Raw genomic sequence first — 20,237 nt, 5'->3', positions numbered from 1 at the left:
TCCGCTTCCGCCGCGAGATCGGTCGCAACCCGCATCGAGATCGGTCGCAACGCGGGGGCGAAAGTGCCCTCGACCGCCTCGTCGCGGGTACCGCCCGTGAATACGTGATAGCGGTACTCGCGACGATGGTGTGCCGGGTCCTCCTGAGCTGTTCCGGCGTCGGCGCTTCTTATCGACTCACTGCCGACTCACGCCGCCACCAGGTGGCCGACCTTCTGGAGGTGGTCGGCGCGGCGCCGGTCGCCGGCTTCGCCGTCCTTGCCCACTTGGCCGAAGTTGATCCAGCGACGCCCCTGTATGCCCAGCTGCTTGGCGGTTGCGCCCAGGAATACCGAGCCCATCGCATTGCCTGCCAGGTAGCGCATGTACCAGGTCGGTGAGGTCGAGGTGGTGAGCACCAGCATCTGCTCGATGTGGGTCAGGCGCCCCTTCACGCCCGAGGGGGTGGGGTCGTAGGCCCATTTCTGCTTCATGACCTTGTCGAAGAAGCCCTTGAGCATGCCCGGCAGGTCATTCCACCAGATCGGCGTGATGACGATGAGGCGGGCGGCACCCTTGATCAGCTCCTGGTAGCGGGTGACCAACGGGTCCAGGGTGCCTCCGTCGCTGAACAGGGCCAGTTCCTCGACGGTGTAGCGGGGGTCGAAGCCGTCGGCGTAGAGGTCGATGACGTCGTAGGGGCGGTTCGCCTTGTCCAGGGCGGTGGTGGTGGCCTCCAGGACCGCGTGGTTGAAGGAGCCGGTGTAGGGGTGGGCGTAGATGACGAGGGTGCGGTTGGTGCGGGTCATGAGTGGTCTCCTATCGTGATGACGGTGTGCAGTGCGGCGCGTATGAAGTCGGGGTCGGCACTGGCGGCGCCGACGGCGATGAGTCGGGTGTAGCCCTGAAGGCAGGACCAGATGATGAGCTGGAGGCGCTCGGGGTCCGCCCTTTCGCGTGCGGCCAGGCGCTCGACCTCGTGGCGGGTGGTGGCCAGCAGGGGGTGCTCCTCGACCGGGTCGTCCAGGGCGGCGACGGCCTCGGGGCTGAGCTGGTTGAACTCGAAGAGGTGGGGGTGGTCCGCGGCGAGGTTGATCAGGATCATCCCGATGGCCAGGAGCGATTCGACGGGATCGTCCTGGAGCTGTTGCTCGGCCTGCTCGCCCAGGTTGCTGGAGAGCCGGCGTACGGCGGCGTTGAAGAGGCTGGTTTTGGACGGGAAGTGCTTGTAGCAGGCGGGCGTGGTGACCCCGCAGGCGCGGGCGACGCCGGTCAGCGTCACCTCCTGCCGTCCATGGGCGTCGATGAGTTCCAGGGTCGTGTCGATGAGGCGCTGCCGGGTGTCGGTGACGCGGCGGTCCGGTCGGTCTGTGGGGGGCGTCATGGAAAATAGGTTAATCCCATTTACCTATGTGTCAAGAGGTACTGCGGATCGGTGGGGCGCTGTGCGGAGGCGGCGGACCGGTTCTCGGCCGGGCTATCATTGTCAGATGACTGATACGCGGCCTGCCGCCATTCCGCGACCATGCCCGCCCCGTCGGGGGGAGGACGCGCTTGTGGAGGATGTGCATGCCCGCCTGGGCACCTATGTGAAGCAGGCGGAGCAGGCGCTGATGGCTGCGAAGTCGGAGGCGCTGCGGCCCTTCGACCTCACCGTGGCGCAGTACGCGGCGATGCTGGTCCTCTACTACTCGCCGGGGCAGTCCTCGGCGCAGTTGGCGCGGAACGCGGCGGTGACGCCGCAGACGATGACGACGATCCTGGCCAGGCTTGAGGGCAAGAAGCTGATCGAGCGCACGCCGTCGAAGGTGCACCGCAAGGTGCTGGTCACTGAGCTGACGCAGGCCGGCGAGGCGTTATTGCTGCGCGCCGACGAGTGCGCACGCGCGGTCGAGGAGCGCCTGGCCGGTGCGTTCACCGCGGAGGAGCACGCTGCGGCTCGCGACCTCCTGAGTCGAATCGCGGCGGTGCTGCGCGGTGGCGACGGCGCTGATGACGCCGATGCCGACGACGATGCTGTCGCCGGTGCCGGCACTGCATCGTCGTCGGCCGGGGCGGAGCTCAGTAGCGAGCCCCTGAGGGGGCGGGCAGCCCGTCGAGAGTCCGCATCTCGTCGTCGGTGAGGGCGAGCTGTGTGGCGCGGAGGTTCTGCCGCAGGTGAGTACTGCTGCGGGTGCCGGGAATCGGGATGATGTTCTCCGATAGACCGAGCAGCCACGCCAGGCAGACCTGTGCGGATGTCGCATCGTGGGCGCTGGCGACCCGCGAGATCTCGTCGGTGATGTCCCGGTTGCGGGCGAATGCCTCCGGTGTGAAGCGCGGGTTCGTGGCGCGGAAGTCGCCGTCCTCGAATCCGTCCGGCGTGAGCGTGCCGGTCAGATAGCCCCGCCCCAGCGGTGCGAACGGTACGAACGAGACTCCATGGTCTCGTGTCCAGGCGAGCAGGTCGCCGTCGGAGGTGCTGTTCGAGGTGCCGTTGGAGGTTTCGGCCGAGCCGCCGCGGCTCGTGGGCTCGGCCTGCTCCCGGCCCGTGCCCTGTTCGGCGCCGCGTCCGAGAGGGTCGCGCGTCCATAGCGAGAGTTCGGACTGAATCGCCGTCACCGGGTGAATCGCATGTGCGCTCTCGGCCTGGGCGATGGTGACTTCGGACAGCCCGAGCCAGCGCACTTTGCCGGCGTCGACGACGGCCGACAGGGCCTCCCAGCTCTCGCCGATAGGCACTGCCGGGTCGACCCGGTGGAGGTAGAACAAGTCGATCTGCTCGACGTCGAGGCGCCGCAGGCTCTCGTCGACCTGTCGCCTCAGGGTCTCGGGCCGTCCGTCGCGGTGCACCCGCCTCGCCGCGAGGTCGTCGACCACCAGTCCGCCCTTCGTGGCGATGACAACGTCGTCGCGCTGCCCGCGCAGCGCGCGGCCGACGAGCTCCTCGTTATGGCCGTCGCCGTACAGGCCCGCGGTGTCGATCAGCTGCACGCCGGCGTCCCGGGCCTGTCGGATGACGGCGATGGAGTGCTCGTCATCGCGGCGGCTCTCCGCATAGATCCAGCTCATGCCCATGCAGCCGAGGCCCAATGGGAACACCTTCCGCCCTGTACGTCCAAGTTCGCGCTGCATCGTGGCTCACCTCTCGCTTCCGATCTGTGTCAGGTGTCTGATACTGTCATATCTATCAGGTTCCTGATTCTGTTCAGCTTACTGACACTATATGAGGAGAGTCGAGATGAAAGCCATCCAGATCACCAGCTACGACGGTCCTCGAGGGCTGACCTACGACACGCTCCCCGAACCCGAGCCCGCCCCGGAGCAAGTGGCGCTGAATGTGGAGTTCGCGGGGGCGAACTATGTTGAAGCCCTGTTCGCGGGCGGGTTCGTGCCCAAACCGCTGCCGTGGGTGCCCGGCATCGAGGCCGCGGGCAGGATTCGGGCACTCGGCGAGCGAGTGGAGGGCCTCGCGGTCGGCGATCGGGTTGCCGCGCTGACGATCAATGCGGGCGGCGCCTACGGGCAGGTCGCTGTCACGCACGCCCAGCTCGTCGCCCCGATCCCTGCGGGCATGGATCCCTCCCTGGCGTCGGTGGTGCCGTCGAATACGACCACCGCGCTGATCTCGCTCGAGCGGGTTGCGCATCTTCGGCCGGGAGAGCATGTGCTCGTGCATGCCGCCGCGGGTGGGCTGGGTTCCCAGTTCGGGCAGATCGCTCGCACGCTCGGAGCCGGCCGTGTTGTCGGCGTCGTCGGCGGCGAGGAGAAGAAGCGGGCCGCGCTCGATCTCGGATACGACGAGGTATGGCTGCGTGCTGATCTTGAGAATGCGGAACCGGGACAGTTCGATGTGATCGCTGATCCGGTGGCCGGGCCCGGCAGGATCACCAGCCTCGAGCTGCTCCGACTCGGCGGCCGTCTGCTCGCCGTCGGCGATGCCTCCCAGGCCGGTGACCAGGTGGTCAGCAGCAATACGCTCTGGTTAAAGGGGATCGGTGTTCACGGCTTCAATCTCGGGGCCATGTCCGCTGCGTATCCGCGCATCGTCGGCACTTATCTGCGCCGGGCGCTGGCGCTGGTGGCTTCTGGTGAGGTGACTGTGCAGATTGCGGAGCGGGCTCCGATTCAGGACGCGCCCCGCGTGCTGACCGCGCTGCGCGACGGCAGGACCATCGGCAAGACCGTCTTCGTCCACGAGCGCCCCACCGGATCGCAGGCGTGATGAGAGAATCCGGTGCGATTGCGGCGCGGGAATCGATATCCGACGCGAAAGAATTCCCGCCCGCTGGGCGGGCCGCTATTCTGCTGGCTGCTGTTCTGACGTCGATCGATTCATTCATCGTGAACGTATCGCTTCCGTCCATCCAGTCCTCGCTGGGGGCGGACACCGTCGAATCGCAGTTCGTCATCAGTGGATACTCGATCGTCTACGCCCTGCTTCTGGTCTTCAGTGGGCGTTCTGGGGATAGATACGGGCGCAGGCGAGTTCTCGTATTCGGCACACTGGGATTCACTGCGGCGTCGCTGTTCTGCGGAGTGGCCGCCTCGATGGAAATACTGATTGCTGCCAGGGTGGTTCAAGGGGCTTTCGCCGCCTTGCTGCTCCCTCAAGTCATGTCCACTATTCAAGCCGCTCTGAAAGAGCCCGCCAAGACGCGTCTGCTCAGTTATTACGCCGCTATTGGTGGCCTGTCCGCGGCAGTGGGTCGATTGCTGGGAGGGGTCATTGTATGGGCCGACCTGGGCGGCCTGGGGTGGCGGCTCATATTCCTGATCAATCTTCCTCTGGGGGTTGTGGCGGCCCTGGGGATCAGGGCCTGGGTTCCGGAGACGAGGGCGGATGACCCTGATTCCACGGATATCGGCGGGACTCTCCTCTTCGGGGCGGCGATTCTCGGCCTGCTCATTCCCCTCAGCGTGGGCAGGCAGACGGGCTGGCCGGCGTGGGCGTGGGCCCTCTGCGTCGGCAGTGCCGCGGCGTTCGCCGCACTGCGGCTCTACGAATCGCGCATCGAGGCCTCAGGGCGGGCTCCCCTCATCCCGCCCTCCCTTCTGGCGATCTCGACGATGCGGCGAGGACTGCTGGTGCTGGGGAGTGGATTCCTGGTGTTCGGCGGCTACCTGTTCGCCTTTGCGCTGGCCATGCAGGAGGGGAATTCCATGAGCGCGCTTGAATCCGGGATGTCTATGGCCCCGATGGCGCTGGGGCAGTTCTTATCGGCCATGCGGGCACCACAAATAATTAAGCGATATGGGATTCGATCCATCCAGATCGGAGGGCTGGCGCAGGCGACGGGAATTGCGGCCATCATGCTGCCAGTTGTTCTATTCTGGCCTTATCTCGAATTCTATCATGTGGCTGCCGGAATGTTCCTGATCGGTATCGGCAACGGTCTTTACGTGCCAAGTACTTATCGTACTATTCTGTCTACCATTCCTGGTCATAAGATCGGTCTGGGAAGCGGCTTGATCACGACCGTTCAACAAAGTGCTCTGGCGGTGGGGGTGGCCGCTCTGGGGGCGGTGTTCATGGGGATCTCCGCCAGCGCCAGCATGGGCGCCGGATTCCTATGGGTGGGGACGATCTTTCTCGTCGTCGCATTGAGCTACACCGCGCTCGGCGCTCGTGTGGCGGACAGGCGGGGGAAGGGCTGAGGGGCTCGGCGCGAAAATCTGACAGAATTGACAGGATTGACAGAATGCGGCCGTGACCGCAGACCAGCAAGACCGCCAAGCCCGCCCAGCCCATCAAGCCCACCGAGACCACCGCCCCAGCGCGCCCGCCCCGGTCCGCCAGTGGTGGAAGGACGCCGTCGTCTACCAGATCTACCCGCGCTCCTTCGCCGACTCCGACGGCAACGGCATCGGCGATCTCGCCGGCATTATCAGCCGCGTCCCCTACCTCGCCGCCCTCGGCGTGGACGCCGTCTGGCTCTCCCCGTTCTACCCCTCGGCCCTGGCCGACGGCGGCTACGACGTCGATGACTACCGCGACGTCGCCCCCGAGATCGGCACGCTGGCCGATTTCGACCGCATGGTTGCCGCCCTTCACGCCGTCGGCATCAAGGTGATGGTGGACATCGTCCCCAACCACTCCTCCAACCGGCACCCGTGGTTCCGAGCCGCTCTGGCCGGCGGCCCCGACGCCCCCGAGCGCGCCCTCTACCACGTCCGCCCCGGCACCGGCTCTGGCGGCACCGAGCCGCCCAATGACTGGCGCTCCATGTTCGGCGGCTCCGCCTGGGAGCGCATCGACGACGTCGGCCCCGACGGCGCCCCGCTCACCGGTCCCGGAACATCCCGCCCCTACCAGTGGTACCTCCACATCTTCGCCCCCGAGCAGCCCGACCTCAACTGGGACGATCCGGCGGTGCGCCAGGACTTCCTGGCCACTTTGCGCTTCTGGTCCGACCGCGGCGTGGACGGCTTCCGCATCGACATGGCCCCCGGGATGGCCAAGGACATGTCCGAGCCGCACCGTCCGATGGCGGAGATCCCCTGGTGGCCTCTGCCCGACGACGGCTCTCACCCCCTGTTCGACCGCGACGAGGTCCACGACATCTACCGCCACTGGCGCGCCGCCCTCGACTCCTACGATCCGCCGCGCTTCGCCGTGGCCGAGGCGGGCGTCGTCGCCTCGCGCCGTCCCGCCTACGCGGCGAGCCTGGGGCAGGCCTTCAACTTCCAGATGCAGGATGCCGACTGGACCGCCCGCTCCGTCGCCTGGGCGATCGACGCCGGCATCGCGGACCAGGCCGCCTGCGGCTCGACCACCTGGGTCCTCGGCTGTCATGACACCCCGCGGGTCGCCACCCGCTACGGCTTCGACCTCGCCGATGACGATTCTCCGGAGGAGCCCGACCCCGAGTATCCCGCGGGCATCGCCCAACGACTGGCGCGCCGGTGGATCAGAGCCGATGGCCTTGAGGGCGCTGAGGGCGCTGAGGGCACTGAGGGCACTGAGGGTGCGGCACCCGCATGCGACCCCGCGCGCGGTGAGCACCGGGCGCGAGCCGCAGCCATGGTCGTGATGGCGCTGCCGGGAGCCATGTACCTCTACCAGGGCGACGAGCTCGGCCTGCCCGAGGTCCCCGACATCCCCGAGGACCGCCTGCAGGACCCCATCGCCCGCCGCATGCGCGGCCAGGAGAAGGGGCGCGACGGTTGCCGCGTGCCGCTGCCGTGGACGGCGACCGGCCGTTCATTCGGCTTCGGACCCGACGACGGCGCCGAGCCGCACCTGCCCCAGCCGGCGGACTGGGGGGAGCATGCCGTCGAGCTCGAGGAGGCCGACCCGGGCTCGATGCTTCACCTGTATTGCGAGGGCCTACGACTGCGTCGCGAGATCTGGGGCGCGGCGCATCCGTCGGCCGGGCCGTTTCGGTGGGTGCGACGTGACGAGGACGTTCTGGCCTTCGCCCGTGGCGACGTGCAGTGCTGGACAGCCTTCGGTGCCGATACCGAGCTGCCGGCCGGGGAGGTCCTGCTGGTCTCGGCCCCGCTCGGCGTCGTCGAGTCCGATGGTGGTTCCGGAGCGGCCGGTGGCGCCGCGAGTGTCCTGCCCGCCGACACGACTGCCTGGATCCGCATCCCCGGCTGATCCCCACTAAATGCCGAGATCGGTTGTATTCCGGCTCGAGATCGGTCCATCGGACCGATCTCGAGCCGGAATACAACCGATCTCGACGGGGGAGTGTGGGGGAGCGCGCTCAGCCCTTGCGCCCGGGACCGCCCTGCCCCGGGCCCTGGTCCCCGCCCCCGGGGCCTCCCGGGCCTCCGCCCATGCCGGCGCTCAGCGCGCCGGCCGTCGCGGTCGTCGAACCGCCCGACGTCGTCGCCACCGTGTACTCGCCGCCCTCGCTCAGGCCGAGCACCGTCACCGCATCGGCGGAGACCGTACTGGTCAGTGTCCAGCTCGTGCCGTCCGCACCCGTGACGGTGATCGTGTCGCCCTCGGCCACCGGAATGGAGGCGGATACGCCCACCAGCGTCGTCTCGCCATTGGCGTCCACCGATCCGTCCATCGATCCCGCTGCACCGCCCACGACGACCTCGCCGCCGGTGACATGGGCCGACCCGTTGGAGTCGATCCCGTCGGAGTTGGCGTAATCGATCTGCACCTGCCCGCCTGAGATCGTGAGCACCGAGCCGTCATCGGACTCGGAGTCGGCGCTCTCGTAGCCCTCGATCGTGTAATCGCCGTTGGAGGCATTGATGCCGTCGTCGCCCGAGGCGATATCGAGGCTTCCGCCATTCACATTGACGAAGGCCGCCTGCAGGCCCTCATCGGCGGCGTCAATGGTGACACTGCCCGTGTCCTGGGCGTAGGTCACGCCGGCGTTGATCCCCTTGGGGGAGGCGGTGGTGCTCTCGGACTGGCTCTCATCGGACTGGCCGCCGGCGCCCTGGTCCTGACCCGGCGCACCCTGATCGGGCGCGCCCTGACCCGGTCCCTGCTCCTCCGAGACGGTGGCATTGGCCTGCCCGCCCCCGGCGGCGATCGACAGCGTCGTGCCGTCCACGGTGACGTCGGTGGTCGCGGACACGCCGTCGTCGCCGGAGGTGACGTTCACCGTGGCGTCCCCGAGCACGACGAACCCCTTGGCCTCGTCGTTGTCCTCGGAGGACTTCAGGCCATCGCCGCCCGCGCTCACCGTCAGACTCCCCGACGAGACGAGCAGGTAGTCCTTGCCGCGCACGCCGTCATCGACGGCGTCGACCGTGATCGTTGGCTCGCCCGTGATGACCAGGCCGTTCTTCGATGAGATGCCGTCGTTGTAGGAGCCGGTCACGTTCAGGGAGCCAGTGCCCGTGATGGTGAGCGTGTCCGAGGAGAACAGGGCGGCGGTGGCGGCGTCCTCACTGGTATCGGCGTAGGCGGAGCCGTCGGCTAGTGTGTTCGTGGTGCCCTCCGCCAGGACCATCACGGCGCTCCCGGCGTCCTGGATGTCGATCGCGGGCCCGCCGGTGTTGGTGATCGAGGCGCCCGCCAGAACGAGGCGGACGTCGGCCTTATCCGCGTTGACGACCACCTGGCCGTCGAGAGTGCCGCTCACCACGTAGGTGCCGGAGCCGGTGATGGTGACGGTCCCGCCATCGACAGTGACATTGCCGGCGTCGGCGCCCGAGACCTCGGCGGAGCCGCCCGAGGCCGTGATGGTCGTGGTGGCGGAGGCGTCGTAGGCGCCGGTCTTGTCGGCATCCGAGGCGACCGCGGTTGCCTCGGAGGTATCTGCGTTCGCGGACAGGACATCGGATGCGCTCGCACCGACGGAGGCCTGCCTGACGGCGGTGCTGATGCTGGTCGAGCCCGTGGCCGCATCAGTGGCGGTCGCCGACGTCATCCCGCAGGCGGTGACGAGCGCGACCGAGGCCAGGGCGGCGATCGCGCCACCGACGCGCTGCATCCTGCGGCCGCGCGGGGCTGCGGCATGGCGTCCGATGGGGCGGGCGGTGACGTGCTTGAGCGGGTTCAACATGTGTGTCTCCTGGTGCCGGTGTCCCGGCGCTCGGGGCCTGGCTGCTGGTGGGCGGCGGCCGGTCGATGGGGCAGATGGTCAGTGGGGGTGATAGCCGGAATCCCCGGCTCAGGCGGCACGAGCGGTACTGCCGAGTTCGCGGGTCAGGAGCCGATGCCATTTGTTGGCCGGCAGCTCGGGGTGGAGTACGGCCATGCCGGTGGCGTACTTCGATATCCGCGAGGGCCGGTGGCCGCTGGCCCACAGGTAGCGGTCCGTGGGAGAGCATCGAGCCGGATTCTTCGTCTCGACGACGGCGAGCGGCCCCGCGGGTCGGGGCGCGCCGCGGCGGGTGGCGCGCGTGCCGGACCCGCGCTCCTCGCCCTCGCCGTCCTCGCCGGACGCGAATGCGGTCCACGTCAGGTCGGTGTCGATGGTGGCGCGGGCGCCGTCGTCGGGCAGGTGCAGCGTGGTGCGGCGGTAGGTCGTGCTCATCACCGGCTTGAGGCTTCGCGCGACGCGGCGGGCATCCCGTACGGACCCGCTCAGTGGCGCGAGGCAGTCGGCGATGAAGCCGAGGCCCTCGGGAGTCAGGTGGTCGGCGTCCGCGGCTCGGTAGTCTATGCGCTGCTTGATCGTGGCGCCCCGAGGACCGCGGGTCTTGACCTCCAGGAAGGTCAGTCCCGAATCCAGGTAGGAGCGGGTGCGGATCTTGAAGCGGCGACGGCGCTTGTGAGCGGCCTGGAAGTAGGAGCCGAGTTCGGGGGTGTCGAAGTAGGTCGAGGCGTAGGAGAAGCAGCGCCGACCGTCGATGTCGAGGACGAGGGCCCGCTCGGCCAGGGCGTCGATGACGCCCTGGGCGGTGTCGGAGGCGACGAGGTACTTGCGGTCGACGCGGGTGAGCAGGCCGGCGGAGGCGTTGAGGTCCTCCAGGGTCGTGGCGGTCAGGCGCTCGGTGTCGAGGGCGGTGGTGGTGGGCGCGGCCGCGGGCATGGGTGGCTCCTATCCGATATCCAGTGGTGAGTCAGCGGACGACCGCGTGGACTGCCGTGGTGTTCCGCGGCTCGCGCTGCGGGCGGTAGGAGGGAGCCTCCTGCACGACCGGGTTCCAGACTTCTGCTGGGGAGAGTGCGGGCGGCAGCGTGGCGACGGGGCTCTCGAGGCTCTCCGGAGCCGCCGGGGCGGGCGCACTGGTCGCCGCCTGGGGGCGGGGCCGGTGGAGCTGGTAGCGCACATCGACCAGCGTGGTGTCGTTGACCAGGTCGAGGCGCTGGACCTCGATCGAGTGGATCCGGGCGTTGAGCAGGCGGGAGAGGTGGTCGGTCAGGGCGGTCTCATCGGAGATGGCGCGGTCGACCATGACCACCTGGTGGCGGTTGCGGCGCAGCATGGACGGGTGGTCGCCGATCCACAGGGAGGCGACGACGAGCGCCATGAGTACGGCCGTCGTTGCGATGGAGGCGCCGATGCCGCCGAGCAGGCCGAGTGCCAGGGCGGCGAAGAAGTAGGCGACCTCGTGCTGGGCGAGCTCGGTGGAGCGCAGGCGGATGATCGACAGGACGCCGAAGAGGCCCAGACCCAGGCCGGCTCCGACACTGGAGGTCGCCAGTAGGAGAGTCACCGCCAGCACGCCCACGTTGACGCCGATGTAGGCGGCCATGAGGTCCTTGCGGCTGTGGCGCCGAACGTACAGTCCGCCGACGAGCGCGATCAGAGCGATCAGGTCGGCGCCGATGGCGGCGATCGATGCGAGGGTCATGGTGAGGCTCCTTGGATCTGATGTCCCGGGCTGGTCGGCCCGTTGGTGGATAGTCAAGGAGCGGTTTCAATGAGCCCGCTGTGAATCGGGCATGGGCAGGGCATGAGTCGTCCGGGAGGTCCGGGAAGTCCGGGAGATGCGGGCGGTGGGGAGGCTCGGATGTCCAAAACGGAGGAGATCAACGCACTCCCCCTGCACAGCTGAAACAGAAACCCGCGGGTTGGAGCGGGTTGCTGAGTGAAACTGCGAGGGAGAAGGTCTTGATCTCCTCCGTTTTGGACATGTTGCGCCGGATGCGCGTGCGGGATCAGGGCCTCTTAGACGGTTTTCACAGTGCCGCCGTCGGCGACGATGTTGGCGCCGACAACACTGCTGGCAGCAGGTGATGCGAGGAAGACGACCAAGTCGGCGATCTCCTCGGGCTCGGTGAGGCGCCCGGAAGCGATCTTGAAGATCGAGGGCAGGGCGGCTAGGAGCTCTTCATGCTTCATGCCCCGGGCTGCAGCGACTCGTGCGCCGTAGCCGTCTGGATCGCGTAAACGTCCGGTTCCCACGGTGCCCGGGGAGACTGTGTTGACGCGTACGCCGCGCGGCCCGAACTCCTCGCTCAGCCGCTTGTTGAAAGCAAGGAGTGCGGCCTTGGCCTCGCTGTAGCCCACGGGGCTCGGGGTGGGGATGAGGGCGTTGATGGATGAGACGCTGACGATGGAGCCCTTGCGCTCAATAAGGCTTGGGAGAGCGGCATGGCTTGTCCACACGGCGCTGAAGAGGTTGAGGTTGAACATGTTCTGCCACTGGGCATCATCCGCATCCAGCTCGAGGAAACCACCGAGCTTGAGGGTGTCCGCGTCGCCACCGCCGACGTTGTTGATGAGGATGTCAATACCGCCGAGCCCATCCAGGGCGGACTGCACCGCACCGGTGGCGCCCCCAGGTGTTGCCAGGTCGGCTGGGATGGCTGCTATGGCTGTCTTTTCCAGTTCTGGGGTGATGGTGCGCGCGGTGCCGACGACCTGCGCGCCCTCCTGCGCCAGCCGTTGCGCGACTGCTAGGCCGATTCCACGGCCGGCCCCGGTGACCAGGGCGGTCTTCCCCTCGAGATGCAGATTCATAGTTCTCCTTCTTGAGCTATCGGTTTGAACTATCGGTCAAAGACGTGGACGGACGTTTCCCCTGGATGGGGCGGGTCGCGGGTGTGCTGCGCATCGGTCGGCGATCAGCGGCCGGCCGGCTGTGCATAGGCCGGCGATCAGCGGCCGGCCGGCTCGGCCGGGGCGCGGTCACCCGTCCTGGCCGAGCCAGACTCGCAGGCCGGATAGCGCCACGTCGATCGCCTGGTGGAGAGCTCCAGAGGCTCGGATGTCCAAAACGGAGGAGATCAACGCACTGCCCCTGCACAGCTGAAACAGAAACCCGCAGGTTGGAGCGGGTTGCTGAGTGAAACTGCGAGGGAGAAGGTCTTGATCTCCTCCGTTTTGGACATGTTGCGCCGGATGCGCGCGGCGGCAGTTCTCGGAGGCCTCCAGCAGTTGCGGCTCGAGATCGAGCAGTTGCTACTGGAGATCGAGCAATTACTGCCCGATTGCGGCCCGGTCTCGGCGACCTGCTGGTACATGCCAGGCATGTATCGAGCAGTGCGCGCCTGTCGGAGAAGGCGCACAGGCTGCCCTTGGTCAGGCCGGTTGCCTCGGCCGGGCGCGCCGGTGAGGCAGCGGTGAGGCAACAGCTGTCGCTGTTGGCCCAGAACTCCTCCATGGCGTGCTCGATCATCGCCTGCTCGTTGAGACTCCGCGGTCTGCCCATGAGGGGAAGCCGCGGGTTCCTGACTTGTGGGTCGAACCCAGCCGTCCAGCCGTTGCCTGTTCTGGCCTTGTTCTAGTTTCCAGGTCGGACCGGGCAACGGCTGGACGGGCCTTAAAGACCCCGGCGCGTCGGGGCGTCGTACTGGTAACGGCCCAGGTCGCGGTTGATGGTTCGGTGCCACCTGTTGGTGGGCAGGCTCTCGTGGAGCACCGCCATTCCGGTGGCGTACTTGGACAAACGGGTCGGCCGATGGCCGCGTCCCCACAGGAGCCGATCCGTGGGCGAAGCCGTGGAGGGGTTCTTGGTCTCCACCACCATCCGCTTGTCGATGAGCACGCGGCGGTCGGTGCGGACGCCATCGGAGTTGAACAGCTCCCAGGTCAGGGCCTTGTCGAAGGTGGCGCGGGCGTTGTCGTTGGGCAGGTGGAGCGTGGTGCGCTGGTAAGTGCTGTCCATGACGGGCACCAGCGCCTCCGCGATGTCGCGGGCCTCCTCGAGGGCGCAGGTCTCGGACTCCACCAGGCGCTCGACGATGAATTCCTTGCCCTCTTCGGTGATGCGGTCGGCGTCGTCGGGACTGTACTTCAGCCGGTCCTTGACCGTTGCCTCGCGCGAACCGTTGGTCTTGACCTCCAGGAAGCACAGGTCGGAGTCCAGGTAGGTGCGGGTGCGGATCTTGTAGCGACGACGGCGCTTGTAGGCGGCCAGGAAGAAGGCGTCCAGAGCGGAGGTGTCGAAGTAGGTGGAGGCGTACTGGAAGTTGCGCAGTCCGTCGATCTGCAGGACCTGTGCCCGCGGAGCGAGGATGTCGATGATGTCCTGGACGTCGTCCGGCGGCACCAGGTACTTGCGGTCCATGCGGGTGAGCAGGCCCGCTTCGGCATTGAGCTCGGCGAGGGTGATGGTGTTGAGGTGCTCGGTGCGTGGCATGTCGCCCCTCCTTTCCTTCCGGTCCTTCCGGGCGGTGAATCAGGCGGTGAGTACAGTGAGTGGTTGGAATCGGTGGTGCCGCGAATCGGCTGCAATCGGCTGTGCCGATGGGGCGGCGCGCCTCGCCGGAGCCGCCGGTTCTGCGACTGGTTGATCTGTTGCCCGACCTTGCCGACCTCGCTGGGCGGTCAGGGCCGTCAGCGCAGTCAGGGCTGTCAGGGCTGTCAGTGGGCGTTGTTGGGGTGTGAGGGCGGCGCGGGCCAGGAAGAGTTGGTCCAGGGGTCCTGCGCAGGGGCGGCGGGCTGGCTCTGCTGCGGTGCGGGTGCGCTCTGGTACTCCTGCTGAATATTCGGGCTCTGCTGGCTTCGCCGGCCCCGCCGTGTGGATGCCGGCTGCTGAGGCGAGAAGGTCGATGTCGCGATTCCCTGGGGCTGCACCGCCTGGCCATCCCGAGGGAGGGGCGTGGTCGTGGACACCTCGTGAACCAATGGCGCCGACTGCTGGGTCTGAAGAGGCTGCGGCGAGGCCTGTGCGGCCTGTGAGACCTGCAGAGCCTCCGTCTGAGGCTGGGGGCGGTGGAGCCTGTAACGGACGTCGACGATGGTCGTGTCATTGACCAGGTCGAGGCGCTGGATGTCCAGGTTGAGCACCTTGGCGTTGAGAAGCTGCTCGAGATGGTCGGTGAGCTCGTGCTCATCGCTGACGGCGCGGTCGAGGGTCACCACCTGGTTGCGGTTGCGCCGCATCAGCGCGGGGTGGTCGCCCACGAACAGGGCTGCGAGCACCAGCGCCATGAGGGTGGCGGTCAATCCGATGTTGGCCTCCATGCCTCCGATCAAGCCGAGTGCCAGAGCGGCGAAGAAGTAGGCGACCTCACCCTGGGCCAGAGCGGTGGAGCGCAGGCGGATGATCGACAGGACGCCGAAGAGTCCCAGGCCCAGACCGGCCCCCAGTTCCTGCGCGCTGGACAGCAGGAGCGTGACGGCCAAGACGCCGATGTTGACTCCGATATAAGCGGCCACAAGGTCTCGGCGACCATGACGGGGTATGTAAAGTGCACCGACCAGGACGGCCAGCGCCACCATGTCAAGGCCGGTGGAGGCGAGCGCGGTGAGGGTCATCGCAGAATTCCTTTCTTCGCGGTTTGTCAGGGCAAGACCGTTCGGTGAGCATGTCGCTCAGTCCGAAGATGGTCAGTCCAACGCGCAGTTCTGTGAATAACCTGTGAATAACCATCGGCAGTTATGAGTAATGTTCGGAATGTCCCGACCTCCGACTCGGGTGGAGGGGTGGAGCCGTGGGTGATTGGTGATGGTGTCGCGCCACAGATATCCGCGATATGTCGGACATATGTCAATATTGTAACGGGCGTGTGGCGAACGCGTGAAGTGGGGCAGGTGGCGAAGGAGTGGCTGGGTCGCCCCGCACCCATGAACGGGAGTGCGACACGCCCGGAGCGGTCGCTTTCCGGGGGTGAGTTTTCCGAGCTCTGTCCCCAGGATGGGGATGGAGTGGGCGGAGAGGTGCGTGGAGGCCTGTGGGTAAGAGGGCAGAATTCGTGTCACACCCCTGGAGGAGCATGGTTGCGCAGATCGTGGGTCGTTCGTCGGTCTTCAGCGTCGGAGGCTGCAGATGGTCCGCGTCTCCCGGCGTCCACAGGATGACGGGCCGCTCTCCACAGGAAGGAGGCGCATTGTGCACAGCGCCACGTCAGACACATTATCTAGTGGTGCTGGCACGCCCGGACCCCTAGGGGTAGTGTCTTGCCCTGCGGGGCGGTATGCCCGCCCGAGAACTACACGAGTGTTGTTACGCCGGTGGAACCTCCTTGTGAGGGTGCCATTGGCTGCGACCCGAATACCTGCCCATCGACCCCTCACGAGAGCCAGGAAGTGACCTACATGGCGATCACCGTCTACTCCAAGCCCAACTGCGTGCAGTGCAACGCCACCTACCGCGCCCTGGACAAGGCGGGACTCCGCTACGAGACGGTCGACATCTCTCTCGACGTTGAGGCTCTCGAGCAGGTCAAGTCCCTCGGCTATGCCCAGGCTCCTGTTGTCATGGCCGGGGAGGATCACTGGTCGGGTTTCCGTCCGGACAAGATCAAGGCTCTGGCCATCGCCGCCGAGGTCCTCGCGGTCTGAGGGGCGTGTCCACCTCGAGTCGTCGGAGCGGCCCCCTCCTGGTGTACTTCTCCTCCACGTCGGAGAACACGCATCGCTTCGTGGGCAAGCTCGGATTCCGCAGCGCACGCATACCGCTGCGGCCGAAGGAGGCGCCGCTCGCGGTCGACGAGGAGTACGTCCTCCTCGTGCCGACTTATGGCGGAGGGTCTGTTAAAGGGGCCGTGCCCAAACAGGTCATCAAGTTCCTCAATGACTCGCACAACCGGTCGCTGTGCCGAGGTGTGATCTCCTCCGGCAACACCAACTTCGGTGAGGCGTACTGCCTCGCCGGTGACATTATCGCCAGCAAGCTGAATGTGCCGCTTCTGTACCGCTACGAGCTGCTGGGAACACCCACCGACGTCGTACGCGTCAAAGAAGGATTGGAAGACTTTTGGCAGACACCCTGACGGATACCGGTCTGGAGCCGGTACCCTCCCCGGAGCTCGACTACCACGCTCTCATGGTCGAGGAGGGCTACTACGAGGGGGGCGTCCTGGAGCGCTACTCCCCGGAGTTCGTCAAGGCCGCCTTCAAGGCCGCCTACGCGCACAGGTTCCGCTTCGAGACCTTCCTGGGCGCCTTCAAGTATGGCTGGAATTAAACAAGGTCGGTGCGTGGTGGTGTGATTGGGAGGTGCTCGAAGTCGTAGTCGAAGGTGCGGTTGGTGATGTAGGTGGTGAAGGCCGCGAGGGTGTTTTGCGGGGCGAGCGCGCGCGGGGGTTGGCGATGTTGGCTTTGGCGGCGTCCCGTATGTGTTCTGTGGGTCCCAGGGTCGGGGGCGTAGGGGGCATGTAGATGGGTGTGATGCGCTCTAGAGCCTGACCGGGGGCATAAAGATCGTTCAAGGCCTTGGCGTGGTGGAACCTGGCGTTGTCCAGGACGACTGCGATCTTCTTTCCCTCATCGGTCTCGCGCGCCAGGCGACCCATCATGAGGGCGGGTCTGCTCGGCGTTCTGGTTTCCCTCGATGGGGTGGATCCTCATTTTCTTGGTCGTCAGGCTCGGTGCCCCGAAGAGCGATCGGCTCGCTTTCTTGCGGTCCACGTACAGCTTTGTTCTCTTTCCCCTTGAGGAGCCACATGCGCCTCGTCTCGGCCTCGTGCTCCACGCGGACCTCGTCGTCGGTACAGGGCTCCCGGCCGTCCTGGAGCAGGCCGGCGACCTGGTCCCGGGTCTCGGCCATCCGCCTGGTGATGGCCTTCTCGTCGCGGCGCTCCACGAACAGGTCGGGGAGCAGAGGCTCATGCCCGACAAGCGCATGAGCAGCCAGTATGAGGACTCCGACCTGTACTCGACGCCGAATCTGATCAGGCGCGACATCCTCAAGGAGCCGGAACGTCCCAGAGCTCGGCCCAGGCGCCCGCCTCCGATGGCGGCTTGTTAAAAATCTCCTCCCGCTCCTCCTTCTGCGCCCTCCTGAGCTTTGCCGCGTTCCTGCCCACGGCGTGACCGGTTACCACGGAGCTCAGTCTGCGCCTCCGCCACTGTGACAGCCACTTGCGCACTGTCTTCTCGGCCCGCTCGACCATCTCCATGATAATATCCAGGCCGACGCCGCGGGCGGCGTACGCAATCGCCTCCGCCTTCATTCTCACAAGCCTGTAGGTGTCCGAATGATTCTTCCACCTGATGAGGACGCCTCGCTCCTCGTTTGTCATGTCGATCTGCACGAGGCGATCCTCATGCGCGATCCCCGTAAATACCAGCCAGCAATCTCGCAGCAGCCGCCCCAGAATGTCGTTTTGTTTAATTCCGGCCATGGGACCCAGACAAATTACCGACCCCGGCAGGGGGTGGGATACCGGAGAGCGGGGTGGCTGGAGGTGGCTGAGGTTCGGCTGGGGGAGGGCTGAGAGTGGTTGAGGCGGTTGGCGCGGCATGGTCGGGTGGAGGCGACTGCGGCGGCCCTCAGCCGGCGGCCAGGGCCATGTCCCCCGGTTTGATCCAGCCGCGGGCCCGCATGAGCTCGCTGATCCCCAGGGTCAGCAGCGCGGGGATGAGGATCTGGAAGACGACTATGAGGGCGATGAGCCGCCCGGTGGAGGTGGAGCCCGACATTGTCTGGAAGGTCATGATCTGGCCCACGAGCCCCGCCGAACCCATGCCCGAGCCGATGGCATTGGACTGCATGCCCAGCACCATGGTGGTGATGGGGCCCAAGATCGCCGAGGCCAGGGTGGGCGGCACCCAGATGAGGGGGTGGCGCACGATATTGGGCACCTGAAGCATGGAGGTGCCCAAACCCTGGGCGATGAGCCCGGCGAAGCGGTTCTCCCGATAGCTGGCCACGGCGAAGCCCACCATCTGCGTGGTGCAGCCGATGGTGGCCGCCCCGGCCGCCAGGCCCGAGAGGTCCAGGATGATGCCCAGGGCCGCCGAGGAGATCGGCAGGGTCAGGATGATGCCCATGAGGGCAGAGACGATGATGCCCATGAGCAGGGGCTGGCGCTCGGTACCCCAGTTGACCAGCTGGCCCAGGCTGATCATGAGGCGCGAGATCGGCGGGCCCACCAGCAGGCCCGCGCTGCCGCCGGCGCATACGGACAGGGTGGGGGTGACGAGGATGTCCAGGCTGGTGCGGCCCGCCACCAGGCGCCCGGCCTCCACTGCTGCCCAGGCGGCGATGAAGGCGCCCAGTGGCTCGCCGGGGCCGTTGAGAACCAGGGCCGGTGCTCCGCCGTCGGACTGCAGGGCGGTGCCCGACAGCAGGGCCGCGGCGCGGGCGCCCACCTGCCCGGCCACCATGGCGCCCACGACGACGAAGGTTGGCGCCTTGAGGCGGTGGGCCACACCGACGCCGATGCCCGCCCCGGTCAGTGAGGTGGCGATCGCCCCCAGGAGAGTGAGCCAGGTGCCGGCGGCGCCGGGCAGGAGCCTGCCGAGCTGGCCCAGGATCGTTCCCAGGATGAGGGAGGCGAACAGGCCGTGGGCCATGCCGGTCATGGCGTCGATGAGGACGCGGTGAGCCAGGGCGCGCAGTGCGGGCAGGAGGTGGCGCAGCAGGGAGGCTGCGGAGGTGGTGGCGGTGCTTGCGGCGCTGGTGGCGGGTGTGCGGTTGGTGGTCACGGGGCTGCCTTGGAGTCGAAGGGGGGCGCGAGGCCCATGGGTGTCAAGACACCTGGCAGCCTATCCCTCGGATGCCGTCAGTGTCATGACACATGGGTGGGATGCGTGTCACGGAGGCAGGGGTGGCCTGGGGCGTGGGGGAGTGCGCTGCGGGAAACGGGCGGGGCACTACCGCAGGAAGCCGAGCTCCCCCATCCGGGCCTCGACCGCATCGAGGGCGGCCTCGTCGTCGGCCTCGATGGTGTGGGTGTGCCAGCCGTTGGTCAACTCGGACAGGGCCGTGGACCGGGGCAGGCGCGCCAGGAAGTGGGCGAGGTCCTCGGGGCTGCGGATGAGCAGGTCGACGGTGATCTGCCCGTAGAGGCGGTGCTCCACCGAGACGTCCAGAACGCTCCCCCCGACCTTGATGATGGCGCTCAGCTCGATGGCGATGTCCTCGCGGGTGTGCTGGACGAAGATGGAGCGGTGCGGCCGGGTGGCGGGACGGGCCAGCACGTAGCCGCGGTTGGTGGCGCGGATGGGGTGGCCCTCGGCGCGCAGGAGGGCGACGTCGCCGACGATGACCTGGCGCGAGACGCCCAGCTGCGCGCCCAGGCGGGTGGCGGCCAGGGGCCTGCGCGTGGCCGCGAGGCGGTCGAGGATCTCCTGACGGCGTATCCCGGCGTCCATGGGCGGTCCTTTCTTCTCGGCCCCTCTCAGGCTCGTGGTGCGGCCGCCCTGCGGTGGCCAGCGCGGGGACCGTGGCGGTAAGCCTATGCGCGGTGAGGGGGCTGCGGGGAGGGCGAGCGGCGGAGCCTGTGCGGCGGTGACTGGCGCCTTGCGGTTGGCGGGCTGAGGGCTGGTGGGCTGGCGGCTGCTGGTTGGTGGGCTGGCGGCGGTGGCGACACGCGGAAGGCGGGTGTGACGCAACCGAGATTTGCCGGACTTGTCCCCAGGGTGGGGGCCGGTGTGCTCCGAGCGGGACGGCGGTGCTGTGGTTAAGGGGCCCTCTTTCGTGTCACACCCCCGCAGGACCATGGTTCTGTGGATCGGAGCGGGAGCCCCGGGACGGCGCTCCGAGGCGCGCGGGGCGACTATCCACGGTCCCAC

At 67.4% G+C, this 20,237-nt stretch carries 19 protein-coding genes and 1 pseudogene; 7 read left to right on the top strand and 13 right to left on the bottom strand.

Going from position 1 to position 20,237, the window contains the following annotated elements; translation table 11 throughout:
* Positions 1 to 188: 188 nt before the first annotated feature.
* Both W5W_RS0101920 and W5W_RS0101915 read right to left on the bottom strand, forming a co-directional pair.
* A complete protein-coding gene (locus tag W5W_RS0101920; RefSeq protein WP_017194125.1) occupies positions 189 to 788 on the bottom strand; it encodes an NAD(P)H-dependent oxidoreductase in 600 nt (199 codons plus the stop codon).
* Positions 785 to 1,363 (bottom strand): TetR/AcrR family transcriptional regulator, encoded by a 579-nt coding sequence (locus tag W5W_RS0101915; RefSeq protein ID WP_017194124.1) that lies wholly within the window; start codon positions 1,361 to 1,363, stop codon positions 785 to 787. The genes W5W_RS0101920 and W5W_RS0101915 overlap by 4 nt, the downstream gene beginning before the upstream one ends.
* 106 nt (positions 1,364 to 1,469) lie before the next feature.
* Between W5W_RS0101915 and W5W_RS0101910 the strand changes: the two genes are divergently transcribed.
* The gene (locus W5W_RS0101910; protein WP_100219556.1) at positions 1,470 to 2,102 is read left to right on the top strand and encodes a MarR family winged helix-turn-helix transcriptional regulator; all 633 of its coding nucleotides are present in this window, start codon (positions 1,470 to 1,472) and stop codon (positions 2,100 to 2,102) included.
* Here the strand turns inward: W5W_RS0101910 and W5W_RS0101905 are convergent.
* Entirely contained in the window at positions 2,041 to 3,030 is a 990-nt protein-coding gene (locus W5W_RS0101905; RefSeq protein ID WP_238533223.1) for an aldo/keto reductase, read from the bottom strand. The genes W5W_RS0101910 and W5W_RS0101905 overlap by 62 nt on opposite strands.
* Before the next feature lie 169 nt (positions 3,031 to 3,199).
* On the opposite strand from W5W_RS0101905, the gene W5W_RS0101900 reads away from it, so the two are divergent.
* The 3 genes from W5W_RS0101900 to W5W_RS0101890 all read left to right on the top strand — a co-directional run bounded on the left by W5W_RS0101900 (position 3,200) and on the right by W5W_RS0101890 (position 7,561).
* Positions 3,200 to 4,183 carry a quinone oxidoreductase family protein gene (locus W5W_RS0101900; protein WP_017194121.1) on the top strand — a complete coding sequence of 328 codons (984 nt, stop codon included), beginning with the start codon at positions 3,200 to 3,202 and terminating at the stop codon, positions 4,181 to 4,183.
* A 119-nt stretch (positions 4,184 to 4,302) separates the two neighbouring features.
* Positions 4,303 to 5,616, top strand: coding sequence for an MFS transporter (locus tag W5W_RS0101895; RefSeq protein WP_238533222.1), 1,314 nt, complete (start codon positions 4,303 to 4,305; stop codon positions 5,614 to 5,616).
* A 52-nt stretch (positions 5,617 to 5,668) separates the two neighbouring features.
* Complete coding sequence (locus W5W_RS0101890; protein ID WP_017194119.1) at positions 5,669 to 7,561, top strand: glycoside hydrolase family 13 protein; 1,893 nt, start codon at positions 5,669 to 5,671, stop codon at positions 7,559 to 7,561.
* Between the two features lie 109 nt (positions 7,562 to 7,670).
* On the opposite strand, the gene W5W_RS0101885 is transcribed toward W5W_RS0101890, so the two are convergent.
* The 6 genes from W5W_RS0101885 to W5W_RS0101855 form a co-directional block, all read right to left on the bottom strand.
* On the bottom strand, positions 7,671 to 9,440 hold the full coding sequence (locus W5W_RS0101885) for a carbohydrate-binding domain-containing protein (protein ID WP_017194118.1): 1,770 nt from the start codon (positions 9,438 to 9,440) through the stop codon (positions 7,671 to 7,673).
* Between the two features lie 108 nt (positions 9,441 to 9,548).
* Positions 9,549 to 10,412 carry a polyphosphate polymerase domain-containing protein gene (locus W5W_RS0101880; RefSeq protein WP_017194117.1) on the bottom strand — a complete coding sequence of 288 codons (864 nt, stop codon included), beginning with the start codon at positions 10,410 to 10,412 and terminating at the stop codon, positions 9,549 to 9,551.
* 31 nt (positions 10,413 to 10,443) lie between these two features.
* Positions 10,444 to 11,178 (bottom strand): DUF4956 domain-containing protein, encoded by a 735-nt coding sequence (locus W5W_RS0101875; RefSeq protein ID WP_017194116.1) that lies wholly within the window; start codon positions 11,176 to 11,178, stop codon positions 10,444 to 10,446.
* 317 nt (positions 11,179 to 11,495) lie between these two features.
* Positions 11,496 to 12,290, bottom strand: coding sequence for an SDR family NAD(P)-dependent oxidoreductase (locus W5W_RS0101870; RefSeq protein WP_008733033.1), 795 nt, complete (start codon positions 12,288 to 12,290; stop codon positions 11,496 to 11,498).
* 802 nt (positions 12,291 to 13,092) lie between these two features.
* Entirely contained in the window at positions 13,093 to 13,911 is an 819-nt protein-coding gene (locus W5W_RS0101860) for a polyphosphate polymerase domain-containing protein (RefSeq protein WP_017194114.1), read from the bottom strand.
* A 224-nt stretch (positions 13,912 to 14,135) separates the two neighbouring features.
* The gene (locus W5W_RS0101855; protein ID WP_017194113.1) at positions 14,136 to 15,032 is read right to left on the bottom strand and encodes a DUF4956 domain-containing protein; all 897 of its coding nucleotides are present in this window, start codon (positions 15,030 to 15,032) and stop codon (positions 14,136 to 14,138) included.
* A gap of 780 nt (positions 15,033 to 15,812) precedes the next feature.
* On the opposite strand from W5W_RS0101855, the gene nrdH reads away from it, so the two are divergent.
* The 3 genes and pseudogenes from nrdH to W5W_RS0101840 form a co-directional block, all read left to right on the top strand.
* Complete coding sequence (gene nrdH / locus W5W_RS0101850; protein WP_008732315.1) at positions 15,813 to 16,058, top strand: glutaredoxin-like protein NrdH; 246 nt, start codon at positions 15,813 to 15,815, stop codon at positions 16,056 to 16,058.
* Positions 16,059 to 16,063: 5 nt separating this feature from the next.
* Entirely contained in the window at positions 16,064 to 16,489 is a 426-nt protein-coding gene (gene nrdI / locus W5W_RS0101845; RefSeq protein ID WP_017194111.1) for a class Ib ribonucleoside-diphosphate reductase assembly flavoprotein NrdI, read from the top strand.
* Positions 16,474 to 16,671 (top strand): annotated as a pseudogene (locus W5W_RS0101840) (hypothetical protein); the annotation flags it as partial. The gene nrdI and the pseudogene W5W_RS0101840, both read left to right, overlap by 16 nt.
* Here the strand turns inward: W5W_RS0101840 and W5W_RS16880 are convergent.
* From W5W_RS16880 to W5W_RS0101820, 4 genes are all read right to left on the bottom strand, one after another.
* Entirely contained in the window at positions 16,664 to 17,011 is a 348-nt protein-coding gene (locus W5W_RS16880) for a transposase (RefSeq protein ID WP_369423551.1), read from the bottom strand. The pseudogene W5W_RS0101840 and the gene W5W_RS16880 sit on opposite strands and share 8 nt — an antisense overlap.
* A 393-nt stretch (positions 17,012 to 17,404) precedes the next feature.
* Positions 17,405 to 17,752 carry a helix-turn-helix domain-containing protein gene (locus W5W_RS0101830; RefSeq protein WP_008732320.1) on the bottom strand — a complete coding sequence of 116 codons (348 nt, stop codon included), beginning with the start codon at positions 17,750 to 17,752 and terminating at the stop codon, positions 17,405 to 17,407.
* A 238-nt stretch (positions 17,753 to 17,990) separates the two neighbouring features.
* Positions 17,991 to 19,148: a PTS sugar transporter subunit IIC gene (locus W5W_RS0101825; RefSeq protein WP_009406924.1), complete on the bottom strand. Its 1,158-nt coding sequence runs from the start codon at positions 19,146 to 19,148 to the stop codon at positions 17,991 to 17,993.
* A 168-nt stretch (positions 19,149 to 19,316) separates the two neighbouring features.
* Complete coding sequence (locus tag W5W_RS0101820) at positions 19,317 to 19,817, bottom strand: transcription repressor NadR (RefSeq protein WP_008732358.1); 501 nt, start codon at positions 19,815 to 19,817, stop codon at positions 19,317 to 19,319.
* Positions 19,818 to 20,237: the final 420 nt, after the last annotated feature.

The organism is Actinomyces massiliensis 4401292 (assembly GCF_000269805.1).
Taxonomy (GTDB): domain Bacteria; phylum Actinomycetota; class Actinomycetes; order Actinomycetales; family Actinomycetaceae; genus Actinomyces; species Actinomyces massiliensis.
Note: the sequence above shows the minus strand (reverse complement) of the source record. Positions and strands in the feature narration are given on the sequence as shown.

Bases quoted from the DNA above. Each gene is read 5' to 3' on its own strand.
- W5W_RS0101885 (WP_017194118.1), bottom strand. From the start codon at position 9,440: ATGTTGAACCCGCTCAAGCACGTCACCGCCCGCCCCATCGGACGCCAT.
- nrdH (WP_008732315.1), top strand. From the start codon at position 15,813: ATGGCGATCACCGTCTACTCCAAGCCCAACTGCGTGCAGTGCAACGCC.
- W5W_RS0101870 (WP_008733033.1), bottom strand. From the start codon at position 12,290: ATGAATCTGCATCTCGAGGGGAAGACCGCCCTGGTCACCGGGGCCGGC.
- W5W_RS0101875 (WP_017194116.1), bottom strand. From the start codon at position 11,178: ATGACCCTCGCATCGATCGCCGCCATCGGCGCCGACCTGATCGCTCTG.
- W5W_RS0101900 (WP_017194121.1), top strand. From the start codon at position 3,200: ATGAAAGCCATCCAGATCACCAGCTACGACGGTCCTCGAGGGCTGACC.
- W5W_RS0101880 (WP_017194117.1), bottom strand. From the start codon at position 10,412: ATGCCCGCGGCCGCGCCCACCACCACCGCCCTCGACACCGAGCGCCTG.
- W5W_RS0101905 (WP_238533223.1), bottom strand. From the start codon at position 3,030: ATGAGCTGGATCTATGCGGAGAGCCGCCGCGATGACGAGCACTCCATC.
- W5W_RS16880 (WP_369423551.1), bottom strand. From the start codon at position 17,011: ATGGGTCGCCTGGCGCGCGAGACCGATGAGGGAAAGAAGATCGCAGTC.
- W5W_RS0101855 (WP_017194113.1), bottom strand. From the start codon at position 15,032: ATGACCCTCACCGCGCTCGCCTCCACCGGCCTTGACATGGTGGCGCTG.
- W5W_RS0101860 (WP_017194114.1), bottom strand. From the start codon at position 13,911: ATGCCACGCACCGAGCACCTCAACACCATCACCCTCGCCGAGCTCAAT.
- W5W_RS0101915 (WP_017194124.1), bottom strand. From the start codon at position 1,363: ATGACGCCCCCCACAGACCGACCGGACCGCCGCGTCACCGACACCCGG.
- W5W_RS0101910 (WP_100219556.1), top strand. From the start codon at position 1,470: ATGACTGATACGCGGCCTGCCGCCATTCCGCGACCATGCCCGCCCCGT.
- W5W_RS0101920 (WP_017194125.1), bottom strand. From the start codon at position 788: ATGACCCGCACCAACCGCACCCTCGTCATCTACGCCCACCCCTACACC.
- W5W_RS0101820 (WP_008732358.1), bottom strand. From the start codon at position 19,817: ATGGACGCCGGGATACGCCGTCAGGAGATCCTCGACCGCCTCGCGGCC.